This is a genomic window from Spirillospora sp. NPDC049024, from assembly GCF_040649235.1.
In the GTDB taxonomy this organism is placed as follows: Bacteria; Actinomycetota; Actinomycetes; order Streptosporangiales; family Streptosporangiaceae; genus Spirillospora.
This window is the reverse complement of record NZ_JBEZFD010000003.1, coordinates 305,165-319,912: the sequence shown is the minus strand read 5'-3', so window position 1 is coordinate 319,912 and position 14,748 is coordinate 305,165. Positions and strand designations below refer to the sequence as shown.

13 protein-coding genes are annotated in these 14,748 nt (G+C 74.7%); 6 read left to right on the top strand and 7 right to left on the bottom strand.

The features are described from left to right. Positions 1-43: 43 nt before the first annotated feature. A complete protein-coding gene (locus tag AB0C21_RS07065) occupies positions 44-1,510 on the bottom strand; it encodes an aminotransferase class I/II-fold pyridoxal phosphate-dependent enzyme (protein WP_500203127.1) in 1,467 nt (488 codons plus the stop codon). 129 nt (positions 1,511-1,639) lie between these two features. On the opposite strand from AB0C21_RS07065, the gene AB0C21_RS07060 reads away from it, so the two are divergent. Together AB0C21_RS07060 and AB0C21_RS07055 are read left to right on the top strand one after the other, a co-directional pair. Then, positions 1,640-1,999 (top strand): DUF3140 domain-containing protein, encoded by a 360-nt coding sequence (locus AB0C21_RS07060; protein ID WP_149259996.1) that lies wholly within the window; start codon positions 1,640-1,642, stop codon positions 1,997-1,999. Positions 2,000-2,010: 11 nt separating this feature from the next. After that, the gene (locus tag AB0C21_RS07055; RefSeq protein WP_500203126.1) at positions 2,011-2,202 is read left to right on the top strand and encodes a hypothetical protein; all 192 of its coding nucleotides are present in this window, start codon (positions 2,011-2,013) and stop codon (positions 2,200-2,202) included. Between the two features lie 112 nt (positions 2,203-2,314). Here AB0C21_RS07055 and AB0C21_RS07050 read toward each other — a convergent pair whose 3' ends face one another. After that, the gene (locus AB0C21_RS07050) at positions 2,315-2,503 is read right to left on the bottom strand and encodes a hypothetical protein (protein ID WP_500203125.1); all 189 of its coding nucleotides are present in this window, start codon (positions 2,501-2,503) and stop codon (positions 2,315-2,317) included. Positions 2,504-2,551: 48 nt separating this feature from the next. Then, positions 2,552-3,109 (bottom strand): hemerythrin domain-containing protein, encoded by a 558-nt coding sequence (locus tag AB0C21_RS07045; protein WP_500203124.1) that lies wholly within the window; start codon positions 3,107-3,109, stop codon positions 2,552-2,554. 149 nt (positions 3,110-3,258) lie between these two features. On the opposite strand from AB0C21_RS07045, the gene AB0C21_RS07040 reads away from it, so the two are divergent. Beyond that, positions 3,259-5,970: a helix-turn-helix transcriptional regulator gene (locus AB0C21_RS07040; RefSeq protein ID WP_500203123.1), complete on the top strand. Its 2,712-nt coding sequence runs from the start codon at positions 3,259-3,261 to the stop codon at positions 5,968-5,970. Here AB0C21_RS07040 and AB0C21_RS07035 read toward each other — a convergent pair. Both AB0C21_RS07035 and AB0C21_RS07030 read right to left on the bottom strand, forming a co-directional pair. Continuing rightward, a complete protein-coding gene (locus AB0C21_RS07035; RefSeq protein WP_500203122.1) occupies positions 5,967-6,842 on the bottom strand; it encodes an arylamine N-acetyltransferase family protein in 876 nt (291 codons plus the stop codon). The genes AB0C21_RS07040 and AB0C21_RS07035 overlap by 4 nt on opposite strands. A gap of 25 nt (positions 6,843-6,867) precedes the next feature. Next, positions 6,868-9,924, bottom strand: coding sequence for an AfsR/SARP family transcriptional regulator (locus AB0C21_RS07030; protein ID WP_500203121.1), 3,057 nt, complete (start codon positions 9,922-9,924; stop codon positions 6,868-6,870). A 90-nt stretch (positions 9,925-10,014) separates the two neighbouring features. On the opposite strand from AB0C21_RS07030, the gene AB0C21_RS07025 reads away from it, so the two are divergent. Then, a complete protein-coding gene (locus tag AB0C21_RS07025) occupies positions 10,015-10,887 on the top strand; it encodes an NAD(P)-dependent oxidoreductase (RefSeq protein ID WP_500203120.1) in 873 nt (290 codons plus the stop codon). Here the strand turns inward: AB0C21_RS07025 and AB0C21_RS07020 are convergent. Continuing rightward, positions 10,865-12,262 (bottom strand): sensor histidine kinase, encoded by a 1,398-nt coding sequence (locus AB0C21_RS07020; protein ID WP_500203119.1) that lies wholly within the window; start codon positions 12,260-12,262, stop codon positions 10,865-10,867. The two genes, AB0C21_RS07025 and AB0C21_RS07020, sit on opposite strands and share 23 nt — an antisense overlap. 176 nt (positions 12,263-12,438) lie before the next feature. Here AB0C21_RS07020 and AB0C21_RS07015 point away from each other — a divergent pair, with 176 nt between their 5' ends. Beyond that, positions 12,439-12,894 carry an ATP-binding protein gene (locus tag AB0C21_RS07015; RefSeq protein ID WP_500203118.1) on the top strand — a complete coding sequence of 152 codons (456 nt, stop codon included), beginning with the start codon at positions 12,439-12,441 and terminating at the stop codon, positions 12,892-12,894. Here the strand turns inward: AB0C21_RS07015 and AB0C21_RS07010 are convergent. Continuing rightward, positions 12,878-13,033, bottom strand: coding sequence for a hypothetical protein (locus AB0C21_RS07010; protein ID WP_500203117.1), 156 nt, complete (start codon positions 13,031-13,033; stop codon positions 12,878-12,880). The two genes, AB0C21_RS07015 and AB0C21_RS07010, sit on opposite strands and share 17 nt — an antisense overlap. A gap of 324 nt (positions 13,034-13,357) precedes the next feature. Between AB0C21_RS07010 and AB0C21_RS07005 the strand changes: the two genes are divergently transcribed. Further along, positions 13,358-14,695 (top strand): LCP family protein, encoded by a 1,338-nt coding sequence (locus tag AB0C21_RS07005; RefSeq protein WP_500203116.1) that lies wholly within the window; start codon positions 13,358-13,360, stop codon positions 14,693-14,695. Positions 14,696-14,748 lie beyond the last annotated feature (53 nt).

Genomic DNA, 14,748 nt, shown 5'->3' with positions numbered 1-14,748 from the left:
GGACGCGGTTTCGCCCGCCGTCAGGCCCGGCGGCCCTCGAAGGTCACTCCTCGATGAACACCCGCACGCTGTCGAGGGTGCTGTCGGCGGCGTCCGGGACGACCATCCCGGCGGCGACGCCGGAGCGCAGGTACTCCATGACCGGTGCGGTGATCCGCTCGCCCGGCAGGACGGCCGGGATGCCGGGCGGGTACGGGGTCAGCATCTCCGCGCAGACGCGGCCGACGGCGTCGGACGCGTAGACCTGCTCGGCCGGGCCGAAGAACGCGTCCCGGGGCAGCACGACGAGTTCGAGCCGCAGCTCCTCGGGCGATGGCACCTGGACGGTCGGCGACCCGCGCAGGTCGTCGATGTGGGCGCGGAGGTCGCGCAGGGCGGCGAGCAGCGTGCCGGTCGTCTCCTTGTCGTCGGCGAAGGTGATCTGCGCGCTGATCCGCCGGTGGTCGGCCAGGTGCATGTTGACGCGGTGGTGCTCGCGCAGCCAGTCGGCGGCCCGGTAGCCGGTGACGCCGAGGCCGGCGATGTCGATGACGAGGGGCAGCGGGTCGAGGTCGTGGGAGCGGCCGGGGCCGGTGAACTCGTCGCGGCCCTGGACGTCGAAGCCGTCGATGGCCGCGATCTGCGCGCGGACGTCGGAGGCGAGGTCCAGCGCGTCCTGCAGCATGGCGTGCCCGTGCTCCACCATCTGCCGCCGCCACGCGTCCAGGCCCGCGTAGATCAGCACGGACGGGCTGGTCGTGCCGAGCAGGTCCTCCCGCGCCTTGAGGACGGCCGGGTCGACGAGGTCGCCCTGCTGGTGGAAGACCGACCCCTGCTCCAGCCCGGCGCCCATCTTGTGGACGCTCGTCACGCACACGTCGGCGCCGGCGTCCATGGCCCAGGTGGGCAGGTCCTCGTGGAACGGCAGGTGCGCGCCCCACGCCTCGTCCACGATGAGGGGCTTGCCGTGCTCGTGGCAGACGGCGGCGATGGCGGCGAGGTCGGCGCACGTCCCGTAGGGCGTCGGGCTGGTGACGAGGGCGCCGCGCGCGTCGGGGTGCTCCCGGAACCGCGCGGCGAACGCGGCGGGCGAGGGCGGATGGGCGAGATGCCGGTCCGGGTCCCACTGCGGCTCGACCCAGATGGGGCGGACGCCGGAGAGGATCAGCCCGGAGACGACCGACTTGTGGGCGTCCCGTCCGACCAGGAGCTTCTCGCCCGGGCCGGCGACCGACAGCATCGCGCTCTTGACCGACAGGGAGCTGCCGCACGTCGAGAAGAACGCCTGCTCGGCGTGGACGGCGTCCGCCATCAGCTCCTGGGCGCGTTCGAGTACCTCGTTGCTCGAGGTCCGGTCGTCCAGGCCGGAGATGGCGAGCACGTCGGAGCGGTAGACCGCGTCGCCCAGCACTTCGCGGGCGCGCGGATCCGCGCCGCGGCCCTGCTTGTGGCCGGGCGGGGTGAAGGGAAGCTGCTCCTCGCGGTGGTAGGCGGCAAGGGCGTCCAGAACGGGGGCTTCCGAATGGTCCATGGCCGACGTGTTCCCGTGCGGGTCGGGCTGTAACACGGGCGGTTCAACGCCAAGTAACCACAAGCTGGGGCGAATGGGGCAGCAGTTGTCGGGTAGGGCGGCCATGAACGCGTACAGGGAGTTTTGCCGATGAACAACCGCGTATCGCCCGAGGTGGAGCTGGCCTGGGAGGACTTCCACCGGGTCGTGAACATGACCTCCGACGAGCTGCGCACCTGGCTGCTCACGGACGCGTCCGGCGAGGAGGCGTTCCCGGCGGACGGCCGGGGGCCCGGGGTGTCGGAACTGGGCGCCCGGGTCGTGGACGTGCTGCGCAAGCGGAAGGTCGACCTGACCGAAAGCGACGGGGAGGTGATGCAGGAGGTCGTCGACTTCGTGGAGGACCGACTGGAGAACCGACCGCCGAACGCGGAACGGGACGAGGAGTGGCGGCACGCGCTGATGAGCGTGGGCCACGACCCCCTGCGTCCCGAACCGTCCAGCGCATAGGAGGCGAGAGCATGCCGAACCCGCAGCAGCCCGAGATCCGGCGGTCCGGGAAGACCGCGGTGACGGACGAGCCGGCGCCCGAGGCCACCGACCCGAAGTCGACGAGGTCCAAGGGCCACGCGCACGGCACCGACAAGGGGAACAGGGGAGGCGGCAAGGGCGGCGGCACCCCGCCGGACCAGCAGCCCCCGCACCCCGCCTAGCAGCAGACCGGAGGCCGCCCCGGAGAGAGTCCGGGGCGGCCTCCCGTCTGCTGCTCGCGGCCTGGTCCGCAATGACCGGCGTCCCCCGGCGTCCGGCCGGGCGAACCGGGCGCTAGGGGACCTCGGTCTGCGGGCTGTAGCCCTCGTCCTCGCCGCCGGGGGTGTCGGCCTCGGCGTTCGGCGGGTCGGTGGGGCCGGGCGTGTGCTCGGCCCCCACGTCGGCGTCGTCCTCCTGAGGTGCCCCGGCCTCGGCGCGCCGGTCGGCGAGCGGCTTGTCCTGGTCGTTCCTGCGGTCGGTCATCGCACCCTCCTCCGGAGAGGGGCGGCCCGCCGGGCCGCCCCTTGACGTTCAGCTGCGCGCCTTGCCGATCGCGTCGCGGACACGGTCGGCGACGGCCGCCATCGGGCCGAGCGCGAGGTTCTTGGTGGGCGACTCCGTCCCCTGGTGGGGATGGGTCGGGGCGACGGCCTCGGCGGCCTTGACGGCCTTGGCCATGCCCCGCATCTGCTCGGGCGTGGCCTCGCGGGCGATGCGTGGGAACTCTTCCTTCTCCTCGTGCGAGGCGTGCGCCTCGATGTCCTTGCGGAACTTGGCGAAGGTCTCCTCGAAGTCGGCGGACTCGGGGTCCATCTTCTCCAGGTCGGACAGTACGCCCTTGGCCTTGTTCTCCTCCTTCAGCCGCGCGTCCACCACCTGGGAGCCGTCGGCGGCGGCGCGCCGGGCGAACGGGTGGACGACCTCCTCCTCGGCGGTCTCGTGCACGGCGAGGAGCCTGCGCAGCCGGTCGAAGGCGTCCTTGCGCACCTTGCCGTGGTTCTTCTCCACGGTCGAGGCGAGGTGGCGGATCTCCTGGTGCTGCGCGAGCAGCAGGTCGACGACGTTCTCCTTGGTGGCCTGGTCGGCCATGACACAACCTCCTGTGAGTGCTCGACTCCCGTGGTGGTCCGACTCGTGGCGATACCCGAGGTGAGGGCTTCAACCATCCGGGCGCCGCGACGGGCCGGGCAGGGGCGCGCGGCTTTTTCCCCGCTCGGCGGGCTGAGTAGGGTGAGCGCATGCTGTACGGGCGGGACGGGGAACTGGCCGCGATCGACGAGCTCCTCGGCCGGGCCCGCGCCGGGCGCAGCGGGGTCCTCGTGCTGCGCGGCGAGGCCGGGATCGGCAAGTCGGCCCTGCTCGACCACGCCGCCGGCGCCGCGGCCGGCATGCGCGTCCTGCGCGGGACGGGCTTCGAGAGCGAGAGCGGCATGCCGTACGCGGGCCTGCACCTGCTGCTCGGCCGCCATCTCGACAGGATCGCGGGCCTCCCGGAGGGGCAGGCCGAGGCCCTGCGAGCGGCCCTCAACATGGGCGGTCCGGAGGCCGAGAGCGACCGGTTCCTCGTGGGGCTCGCGGTGCTGACCCTGCTGTCCGACCTGGCGGAGGAGCGGCCGCTGCTCTGCCTGGTCGACGACGCGCACTGGATCGACGGCTCGTCCGCCGAGGCGCTGCTGTTCGCCGCCCGCCGCCTCGACGCCGAGCCCATCGCGATCGTCTTCGCGGCCCGCGACGCGGACGCGCCCGGACTCGCCTCCCCGGAGTCCGCCCCGCCGGAGTTCGTCGCGGAGGGGCTGCCGGAGCTGCGCCTGCACGGCCTCGACGGCGACGCGGCCGCCGCCCTGCTGGCCGAGCGCGCCCCCCACCTGCCCGGCCACGTCCGGCGGGAGATCCTCGCCGGGGCGACGGGCAACCCGCTGGCGCTGCTCGAACTCCCGGGGAGCGGCGGGCACGGGTCGGCCTACGAGCGGATCCTGCGGTCGTTCGCCGAGCGGATCGCAGCGCTGCCGGAGCCGGCGCGGCGGCTCGTGCTGCTGGTGGCGGTGGACGACCTCGGCGACGCGGGCGTGGTGGTGAAGGCGGCGGAGCGGTTCGGCGCGTCCGTCGGCGACCTGGAGCCCGCCGAGCGCGCGGGCCTGCTGCGCAGCACCCGCGATGGGCGGCTGGAGGTGCGGCATCCGCTGATCCGCACCGCCGCCGCACGCGACGCGACGCTCGGCCGGCGGCTGGCCGCCCACCAGGCGCTGGCACAGGCGTACCTGGACCGCGGCGACGTCTGCCATCACGCCTGGCACCTGGCCCGCTCGGTGACGGAACCGGACGAGCGCGTCGCGGCCGTCCTGGAGAAGACCGCCGAGACCGAGCGGAACGCGGGCGGCAACGCGGCCGTCGCCGCCATGTACGAGGCGGCCGCCGACCTCACGCCGGACCGGGCCGAGCGCGGCCGGCGGCTGGCGGCGGCGGCGCGGGCGTCGGCCGACGCCGGGCTGCCCGAGCGCGCGGTCGAGCTGGCGGTCCGGGCGGAGGCCGACCTGCCGGACCCGCTGTCCCGGGCGGAGCTGACGCTGATCAGGGCGTCCCTCGCCGACGAGCAGGACCGGGCGCACGACGCGCACCGGCTGTTCGCCGAGACGGCGGCGTCGGTCGCCGATCTCGAACCCCGCACGTCCGGCTACCTGTTCTTCCAGGCCGCGGCCGCCGCCGCCAACGCCGGGGACTTCGCCGCGATGGACCGCATCACCGCCGAGGGCGTGCGCCGCGGCGTCCCGAACGCGCCGCACCTGCGGGCGCTGAGCCGGGTGTTCGCCGGGCAGAACCCGCTCGCGGACGCGGATCCGGCGGACGGTGTGGCGGCGCTGCGCGAGCTGATGGACGAGATGAGCGTCTGCTACGCCCCGCGCGACCGGATCCGCGCGGGCATGTGGCATCTCATGGTCGGCGACGTGCGAGGCGCGGCCGAGGTCGCGGCGGAGCTGGAGCGGCGCGTCCGCGACCGGGGCGCCGTCGGGCTGCTCGCGCCCGTCCTGATGCTCCGGACCCGGACGGACCTGATCCTCGGCAGGTACCGCGACGCGCTGACCGGTGCGACGGAGGGCGCGCGGATCGCCGCCGACACCGGCCAGCACCGCATCCGCGTCTACCTCGACACCGGCCGGGGGCTGCTCGCCGCGATCCAGGGCGACGAGGAGCGCTGCATGGAGCTGACGGAGGAGGCGCTGTCACGCGGTCTCCCGCCGAGCAACGTGCATGCCGCCGCCGCGCGCAGCCTGCTCGACCTCGGACTGGGCCGGTACGAGGCCGCCTTGGAACGTCTCGCGGACGCCGTCGCCGGGCCCAACCGCCAGGGAGCAATCGCCTCTCTGCCCGACCTGGTCGAGGCGGCCGTCAGAGCCGGTGTCCCGGAGCGCGCGCGGGACGCCGCCGACTGGTACGCCGAGTGGGCGGCGCAGACGCAGCAGCCGTGGGTGCAGGCCATAGCGGCGCGCTGCGCGGCCCTCCTCGACACGGACGATCCAGGCTCGGCGTACTCGCGGGCCCTCGATCTGCACCGCGAGGGCGGGACGCCGTTCGAGCAGGCGCGCACCGAGCTGCTGTACGGGGAGTGGCTCCGCAGGTCGCGGCGCAGGAACGACGCGCGGGCGCGGCTGCACTCGGCGCTGGAGGCGTTCGAGCGGCTCGGCGCCGCGCCGTGGGCGGAGCGCACCCGTACCGAGCTGCGCGCCGCCGGGGAGAGCCTCGCCGACGGGCGCGGCGGCGGGGACGACCTCGCCGCCCGCCTCACCCCGCAGGAACTCCAGGTCGCCCGGCTGGCGGCGACGGGCCTCAGCAACCGGGAGATCGGCGCGCAGCTGTTCCTCAGCCCCCGGACCGTCGGCTACCACCTCTACAACGCCTATCCCAAGCTCGGCATCACCGCGCGGACGGAACTCGCCCGCCTCGACCTGGGCTAGTTCTTCGTGCGGATGAACTCGACGAGGCGGTCAGGGTCCTCGCCTTCCAGGACGATCCCGAAATCCCGGGCCAGAACGTCGGGCACGTCCTCGGGGGCGAGCGTGCGAACCTCGGCGCTCCCGTCCGGGCGGGTGACGGTCACCGTCGTCCCGTCCAGGACGCGGAGGTCGTCGGCGGTGAACTTCTGCACGTACGGGCGGGTCGTGAACGGCGAACGCGGGCTGGTCGAGACGAAGTAGCTGCCCACCTCGAAGTCGATGCGGAACGCCTCGCTCAGCACGAACGTGTGCCGCTGGACCCACCCGTCCGGGCCGCGCTGGTGCATCTCCCAGCCCGCCGTGTTCGGCGTCCAGGCGGTGACGGTGCGGCCTCGCCGGAGGCGGAAGCCCCAGCCGTCCTGGTCGGCCTCCTCGCCGTCCACGAGCCGCAGCGGCTCCAGCGGGCCGGCGCCGAACCCCACGTCGCACAGCCAGGCCGGCTCGTCCCGCGGCGCGTCCGGCGGGCGGACGTGCAGGAGCGCGTGCGTGGCCGGCAGCATCTTCTGCGCCCCCAGCGTCACCCGCCCCGCCAGGGCCGTGACCTCGTACCCGAGCTTCTCCAGCAACGCCGCGAACAGCCGGTTGTGCTCGTAGCAGTAGCCGCCGCGCCGCCGCTGGACCAGCTTCGCCTGGACGGCCTCCAGCGACAGGTCGATCGGCCGCCCGAGCATGATCTCCAGGTTCTCGAACGGTATGGACGTGACGTGCGCGCGGTGCAGGGCCCGCAGCGTCGCGCCGGTCGGGGCCAGGTCGCCGTCGTGGCCGATCCGCTTCAGGTAGGCGGGCAGGTCGAGCAGCTCGCCCTCCCACCCGTATCCGAGGTCCTCGCTCATGTCTCCCTCTCCCCGCCGGTGCCGATCATCCCGGTGGCGCCGGACCACCGTCCCTGGCGACAACACCGGAGGCGCCCCGGATCCTCCCGGCGATCCGCTCGACGTCGCGGCGTTCGGCGGGCGGCAGGGCCGCCCCGGCCGCCGCGCGGAGCGAGCCCGCCTCGGCGAGCAGCCCGGCCGCCGCCTCGTGCTCGCCCGCCAGGGACCGCGCCCCGGCCAGCCCTTCCAGCGCGAGGGCGATCCCGCGCGGGTCGCCGACGGCCCGCGCGGCGGCGAGCCCCTCGGTGTGCAGGGCCAGCGCGGCCACGGCGTCGCCGCGCTCCTCGGCGATGAAGCCGAGCTGGGCCTGCACGAACGCGATGCCGGCCGTCCCGCCGATGCCGCGCAGCCAGCCGAGCCGGGCGCGCAGGTGGGTCTCGGCGGCGGCGAGGTCGCCGCGGGCGCGGGCCACGAGCCCCAGCCCGACCTCGGCGAACTCCTCGGCCGACCGCGCCGTGTGCCGGCGCGCCAGGTCGAGGGCCCGCTCGTGCAGGTCGCGGGCCTCGCCGAGGGCGCCGGTGAGGAGCGCGACACGGCCGAGGCCGGCCAGCCGGAACGAGGCCTCCGGCCACATCCCCATCTCCTCGGCCAGCCGGAGACCGTCGCGCAGGAGCCCCGCGGCCTCGGTGTACGCGCCGGTGATCTCGGCGTGCCGGACGAGGGCGTCGGACGCCTCCAGCCGCCCCCACGGGTCGCCGAGCTCGGCGAACAGCGCGGCGCTGCGCACCGCGTCCCTCTCCATGGAGGCCAGGTCGCCGTGCCCGACCGCGAGCTTGGCCCGCGTCGCGAGCGCGGCGGCCGTGAACCAGCGGTCGCCCTGCTCCTGGAACACCGCAAGGGCGCGGTCGACGCGCCGCTCGTTCATGGCCAGGTCGCCGTACGCCCAGTGCACGTGGCTCAGGAGCCACTCGGCCTTGGCCCTGGCCAGCGGATCGTCGTGCTCGGCCAAGGCGGCTTGCCGGAGCTCCTCCGAATCGACGCCTTCGCCGACCAGCATGGTGAAGGCGGTCAGCCACGTCGCGGCCTCGGTTCTGGCCGGTGACGCCTGCGGATGTGCGGACAGGGCCGCGGCGAACGCGCGGCGGGCCTCCTCGAAGCGTCCCCGCAGGTACCAGTACCAGGCCAGCGCGTTCACCAGCCGGAACCCCGTGCCGCCGGCCAGCGCCGCGCCGAGGTTCGCCGCCTCCTCGTCGAGCACCGCTAGTCGGCGGCCCTGCTCGGGCCCGCGCAGCCCCTGCGCCGCCCGCTCGGCCAGGCCGGTGTAGTGGACGGCGTGGCGGCGGCGGAACTCGTCCTCCTCGCCCGCCTCGCGCAGGCGTTCCAGGGCGTAGGCGGCGACCGACTCCAGCAGCCGGTACCGGCCCTGCTCCGTCCGGACGACGAGCGAGCGGTCGACCAGCCGGGCGAGCACCTCGACGCCGGTCCCGCAGACCGCCTCCGCCGCGGCCGGGGTGCAGCCCCCCGCGTGGACGGCGAGGCGCCGCAGCGCGACCCGCTCGGGCGCGGTGAGCAGGTCCCAGCTCCAGTCGATCACCGCGCGGAGCGTCCGCTGCCGGGCCGGGCCGCCGCGCCGCCCGTCGGCCAGCACGCGGAAGCGGTCGTCCAGCCGCGCCGCCAGCTCCCGCACCCCGAGCGCGCGGACGCGGGTCGCGGCCAGTTCGAGCGCGAGCGGCAGCCCGTCCAGGCGGCGGCAGATCGCCGCGACCCACGGTGCGGTGCCGCCGTCCAGCGCGAAGCCGGGGGAGGCCGCGGCGGCCCGCGCGACGAACAGCCGGACCGCGCCCGCCTCCCGCAGCGCGTCCGGAGAGGCGTCGCGGCCGGGGAGGTCGAGCGGCGGGACGACCTGGAGCCGCTCCCCGGCGATCCCGAGCGGTTCGCGCGAGGTCGCGAGGACGCGCAGGCCGGGCGCGTCGGCGAGGAGGCGCCCGGCGAGCTCGGCGACGGGTTCGAGCACGCGCTCGCAGTCGTCCAGGACGAGCAGTGCCCGCCGGCCCCGCAGCGCGTCGGCGATCGGCCGCCCGGCGGACTCCTCGCGCAGGCCCAGCGCGCGGGCGACCTGCCCGGCCACGCCGCCGGCGCTGTCGTCGACGGCGGCCAGATCGACCATCCACACCCCGTCGGGATGCTCGGCGATCGACCGGGCGGCGATCTCCACGGCGAGCCGGGTCTTGCCGACGCCTCCGGGCCCGGTCAAGGTCACCAGCCGGTGCTCGGCCAGCAGGGCCCGGCCCCGCTCGACCGCGTCCGCGCGGCCGATCAGCTCGTCGAGCGCGGCGGGCAGCCGGGGCGCAGGCCGCGGCGGCGGGACGGAGTCGCCCGCGAGCATCGACATGTGGAGCGCCGCCAGCTCAGGGCTCGGGTCGGCGCCGAGCTCCTCGGCGAGCCGCTCGCGCAGCGCGTGGTAGCCCGCGAGGGCCTCGCCCTGCCGGCCGGCCAGATGGAGGGCGCGCAGGTGGAGGGCGTGGAGCCGCTCGCGCAGCGGATGGTCGGCCGCGGGCGCGGCCAGCTCGGCCGCCACCGCCGCGTGCTCGCCGAGGTCGAGCCGGGCCTGCGCGTGCCGCTCCAGCGCCGCGAGCCGCGCCTCCTCCAGCTCGATGACCGCGGTGCGGGCGAACTCGGCGTCGGCGAAGTCGGCGAAGGCCGGCCCGCGCCACAGCGCGAGCGCGTCGCCGAGGAGCCGCTTGCGGGCGAGGGGGTCGGCGGCCTCGCGGCCGAGCGCCGCCATGAACCGCCCGGCGTCGACCGCCTCCGGAGCGGTGTCGAGCACGTAGCCGGGCGGGCGGGCGGCGACGAGGCCGCGGCCGCCCGGCTCGCCCTCCTCCAGCGCCTTGCGGAGCTGCGAGACCCGGGCCTGGAGCGTGCCGAGCGGGTTGCGGGGCGGCCGGTCGCCCCACAGCGCGTCGATCAGCCGGTCGACGGGGACGGGACGGCCGGGCTCGGTGAGCAGGACGGCGAGCAGCGTGCGGACCTTCGCCTCCGGTACGCGGACGGGCGCCCCGGCGTCCGTCCACACCGCGAGCGGTCCCAGCACCCCGAAACGCACGGCGCCAGCGTAGCCACCGCTACGGACGGACCCGAGGAAGGTCCGTAGCGGCCGAGGCGAGTGTGGAGGAAACACATCTCAGGAGGACATGTGAGCACCCCAGTGACCGTCATCGGCCTCGGGCCCATGGGCGCGACGATGGCGAGGACGTTCCTGGAGAACGGCCACCCGACCACGGTCTGGAACCGGACGGCGTCCAAGGCGGCCCCCTTGGTGGAGGCCGGGGCGACGCTCGCCCCCACCGCCGCCGACGCCCTCGCGGCCTCGGAACTGGTCGTCGTGAGCCAGACCGACTACGCGGCGATGCACGACTCGCTCGACGGCGCGGACCTGAAAGGGCGCGTCCTGGTCAACCTCAGCTCCGGCAGCCCCGGCGAACTGCGCCGCGCGAGCGAAGGGGTCTCCGGGCGCGGCGGCGTCCTGATCACCGGTGGGATCATGGTGCCTCCGCCGGGCATCGGCCGGCCGGGTTCGTACGTCTTCTACAGCGGCCCTGAGCAGGTGTTGGAGCGCCACCGCGAGACCTTGGGCGAGCTGGGGGACGTCACCTTCGTCGGCGAGGACCCCGGCCTGGCGATGCTCTACTACCAGTCGCAGCTGTACCTCTTCTGGTCGACCCTGACCGCCTACATGCACGCCGTCGCGCTGCTGGGCACGGCGGGCGTCTCCGCCGAGCGGTTCCGCCCGTTCGCGGCGTCAATGCTGCTCGACCTCGGCGGCGAAGGGCCGATGGGCTTCCTGAAGCACCTCGCGGAGGAGATCGACGCGGGCGCCTCCCCGGGCGCGGACAACAGCCTCCGCATGCAGGCCGTCGGCGCCGACCACGTCGTGGAGGCCGCCCGGGAGGCCGGGATCGACGTCGCGGGCCCGACCGCCCTGCGGGACCTGTTCTGGCGGGCCGTGGAGGCCGGTCACGGCGAGGACGGGCTGTCCAGCGTGATCACGGCGATCCGCCGCCGGTGACCAGCGGGAGGCGGAGCACGAACCGGGCACCGGCGCCGGAGTCGGCGATGCGGAGGGAGCCGCCGTAGATCTCGGCGATCTCGCGGGCGATGGGCAGGCCGAGTCCGGTGCCGTGGGGGTCCCGGGTCCGCGACTCGGGAAGGCGGGCGAAGCGCTCGAAGACGCGTTCGCGGGCGTCCTCGGGGATGCCGGAGCCGTCGTCGAGGACCTCCACGACCGCGTCGCCGCCGTCCCGCGACACGGTCACCTCGATCCGTGACTCGGCGTGCCGCTCGGCGTTGCCCAGCAGGTTGCCGAGCACCCGGCTCAGCCGCACCGGGTTCGCGCGGACGACCGCGCCGGGCTCCAGGCGCGTCGTGATCGGGACGTCGCCGCCCCGCATGCCGACCTCGCGGCGGACCAGGGCGGCGACGTCGACCGGCTCCACCGGCTGCGGCGCGCGGGCGTCGAGCCGCGACAGCTCCAGGAGGTCGGCGACGATGTCGTTCAGGCGCTGCGTGTCGCGGAGCGCGCCGCGCACGATCGGTTTCCAGTCGGCGTCGTCCGGCTCGCCGAGGGCGACCTCCAGCCGCGTCTGCAGGCCCGTGATCGGGTTGCGCAGGTCGTGGGAGGCGTCGGAGACGAAGCGGCGCTCGCGGTTCGCCGCCGCCTCCAGCCGGTCGAGGGTGGCGTTGACGGTCTCGGCGAGGCTCTGGATCCCCCCGCCGGCCTCCGGGACGGGGACCCGGTGGTCGAGGCCCCGCTCGTTGATGCCGGCCATCTCGGCACGGATCAGGTCGACCGGGACGAACGCCTGCCCGATCGTGTGCCACGTCCACCACGCGATCAGGGTGAGCAGCGCGACCAGCAGGCCGAAGAGGGTGAGGGGCAGCAGCCACACGTTCAGCAGGCCGGGCAGCGGCGCCGCGGCGATGACCATGACGTCCGGGCCCCAGGGCGACGTGCGGAGGCGGAGGCCGAACGCCCACACGCACTTGTCCAGGTAGCCGGGGCAGACCCGCTGGTCGATCAGCAGTTCGCCGCGCGCCAGGTCGGCGGTCGCGAGCGCCGGGCGCCCGCGGATCGCCTCGCTGGCCGCCACGACCTCTCCCCGCGTGTTCACGACCTGCACCATCTGCGCCTCGTCCGGGCGGACGTCGATGATCCCGGGGTTCGTCCCCCTGGAGACGCCGAACGCGATCCGCTCGGCGGTCCGCTCCGTCTCCCGCGCGACCGTGTTCTCGGCCCAGTCGCGCGCCAGCAGCAGCATCAGGACCAGTGCCAGCAGCAGGATCAGCGCCGACACCGCGACGGTGATGAGGGTCGCGCGCCCCCGCATGGAGAAGAGCAGGCGCCTGCTCAGCACGTGGGCGTGCTCCCGCTTCACCGTCGTCACAGTGGAATCCCGGAACCGTGCACAACGTCACTCTAAGTGACGCAACGTGAGGGGCGGAGGTCCGCGTGCGGCGCCGGGGCGAGGCGCCGTGAACAGGACAGGGGCCGCGATCCGTACATCCTGGGTGACGGGCCGCCTTCCGGACGTGAGGGCGGTCGGGACGGGGAGGCGGTGCTGTGGTCGGGACGCGGGACCGTGTGGTGATCGGCGAGATCACGCTTCCGGGGGTGCGGCGGTCGGTGGGGTGCGCGCGGAGCTTCGTCCGGTGTGTGGCGGCCGGGCATCCCGCCCTGGAGGACCTGGTCCTGGTGGTGAGCGAGACGGTCGCGAACGCGATCACGCACACGGCGTCCGGGCTGGAGGGCGGGCTGGTGACGGTCGCCGTCCTGGCCGGGGACGGGAGGTACCGGGTCGAGGTCGCGGACGAGGGCGCGGCGGGCGGGCGCCCCCACCTGAAGGACGAGACGGGCGCGGAGACGGGGCGCGGGATGCGGATCGTGGACGCGCTCGCGTCGCGATGGGGGTTCCGGGCGGACGGCGCCCGGACGGTGGTGTGGGCGGAGTTCCCGGCCCCGGTCGCCGGCGATGGGCGGGACCGGGGCCGGGAGGCGCCGGTCAGCGGCCCCGGTTGAGCTGCCGGGTCGGCATCTGCCGGGCGTTGCGGCGGTTGTTCGCGAAATTCGCCGACCTGAAGTCGGAGTTCTTCCGCTTGCCCTTCTTCCGGGATTTGATGAAGGGGTCGCCGCTCGTTTCATGGTTCATCGCACGCATGAAGAGATCACCTCCGGGCACGTCTGAATTCGGCCGTGAAAGGCCGCGAGAAAGGTGGAGAAAGGCGCGCGGCATCGTCGCAGGACACAGAGGTGCCCGTGCGAGGAGGGTGCGCCAGGTGAGGAGACGGGAGCGGGCCCGCGGCAATGCCGGGGGCGGCTCGACCGGAGAAGAATCAAAGCTTCATGGTGAATAGTTAGCCATACCTCCGGACGCGTGTCAACCAATAAATTCCGCCAGTGCGTGGACCGGGCGCGGGAACGGAACGCGCGAAGACGCGTGAACCCGGCGCCGGAGAAGCGGCGATACATGCCGGGAGGCTTCATGAAGCTGCTGGCTTGGGTCGCCGTCGCGGTGGCCGCGGTGATGGTGGCGGGCGGGCTGTCCGCGTACGGGTACTACTGGCGGCTGCAGAACGCCGTCCAGCACGAGGACGTCGACCGGCTGATCGGCGGGAACCGGCCGAAGAAGCTCAACGAGGCCGTCAACATCTTCGTGCTCGGGTCGGACACCCGCGAGGGCGCCAACGCCCGGTACGGGCGGGGCCTGCGGGGCAAGCCGCCCGCGTCCGACACGATGGTGCTGCTGCACCTGTCGCCGGGCGGCGGGCAGGCCGTCGCCGTCAGCTTCCCCCGCGACCTGCTGGTGCCGATCCCGGCGTGCACGCGCAGGGACGGGACGAAGGCGCCGGCCGGCAGTGCCGCCATGCTGAACGAGGCGATCGGCCGTGCCGGGCCCACCTGCACGGTCAACACCGTCGAGCAGCTCACGAAGGTCCACATCGACCACTTCGTGCAGGTGGACTTCACGGGCTTCAAGCGCATCGCGACGGCGGTCGGCGGCGTGCCCGTGTGCGTGACGGGCGACGTCCACGACAAGGACTCCGGGCTGACCCTCGCCAAGGGCCGGCACCGCCTGAAGGGCGAGCAGGCCCTGGCCTACGTCCGCAGCCGCAAGGGCTTCGGGGACGGGAGCGACACCGAGCGCATCACGCGGCAGCAGCACTTCTTCGGCGCGCTCGCCAAGGAGGCGATGAGCGCGGGCGTCCTCACCGATCCGGGGCGCCTGAACGCGCTGCTCAGGGCCACGGCCGAGTCGCTGACGACCGACAAGGGGCTGAGCGCCGGGGAGATGCTGAAGATCGCGCAGGGCATGCGCGACCTGGACGCCGGGAAGCTGCGGTTCGTCACCGTGCCGTCCGGGCCGTACGCGCTGAACCGGAACCGGGTGGTGCTCACCCAGCCCGCCGCGAACGAGTTCTTCGACGCCCTCCGCAGGGACGTGGTGGCGCCGGCGCCTGCCAAGGCCCCGGCCGTGCCGCCCGGGAAGGTGCGGGTGTTCAACGCGTCCGGGGTCGACGGCCGTGCCGGGCAGGTGGCGGTGCAGCTCAAGGACGCCGGTTGGCAGGTCACCGGGGTCGGCGACCTCGGGTCCCGCCCCCAGGCCAGCTACGTCCGCTACGGGACGGGCGCGGAGCCGCAGGCGAGGGCGCTCGCCCGCCTCCTTCCGGGTGCACGGGTCGCGCCGCGCGCCAAGACGGCCCCCGGTGTCGTGGACCTCGTCATCGGGACGGGCTTCACGCGCGTCCGGACGTCCGGCGGCATCCCCGTCCAGCGCGGCGAGAGCCGGGCGAGCGACGAGGTGTGCGAACGGGTGGCGTGATCTGTGGGGTGCCCGTCGTGGACGCCATGCCGGCCCGGGTGACAGCCTGGACG

Coding starts and splice junctions, on each gene's coding strand:
- AB0C21_RS07065 (WP_500203127.1), bottom strand. CDS start 1,510: ATGGACCATTCGGAAGCCCCCGTTCTGGACGCCCTTGCCGCCTACCAC.
- AB0C21_RS07060 (WP_149259996.1), top strand. CDS start 1,640: ATGAACAACCGCGTATCGCCCGAGGTGGAGCTGGCCTGGGAGGACTTC.
- AB0C21_RS07055 (WP_500203126.1), top strand. CDS start 2,011: ATGCCGAACCCGCAGCAGCCCGAGATCCGGCGGTCCGGGAAGACCGCG.
- AB0C21_RS07050 (WP_500203125.1), bottom strand. CDS start 2,503: ATGACCGACCGCAGGAACGACCAGGACAAGCCGCTCGCCGACCGGCGC.
- AB0C21_RS07045 (WP_500203124.1), bottom strand. CDS start 3,109: ATGGCCGACCAGGCCACCAAGGAGAACGTCGTCGACCTGCTGCTCGCG.
- AB0C21_RS07040 (WP_500203123.1), top strand. CDS start 3,259: ATGCTGTACGGGCGGGACGGGGAACTGGCCGCGATCGACGAGCTCCTC.
- AB0C21_RS07035 (WP_500203122.1), bottom strand. CDS start 6,842: ATGAGCGAGGACCTCGGATACGGGTGGGAGGGCGAGCTGCTCGACCTG.
- AB0C21_RS07010 (WP_500203117.1), bottom strand. CDS start 13,033: ATGCGTGCGATGAACCATGAAACGAGCGGCGACCCCTTCATCAAATCC.
- AB0C21_RS07005 (WP_500203116.1), top strand. CDS start 13,358: ATGAAGCTGCTGGCTTGGGTCGCCGTCGCGGTGGCCGCGGTGATGGTG.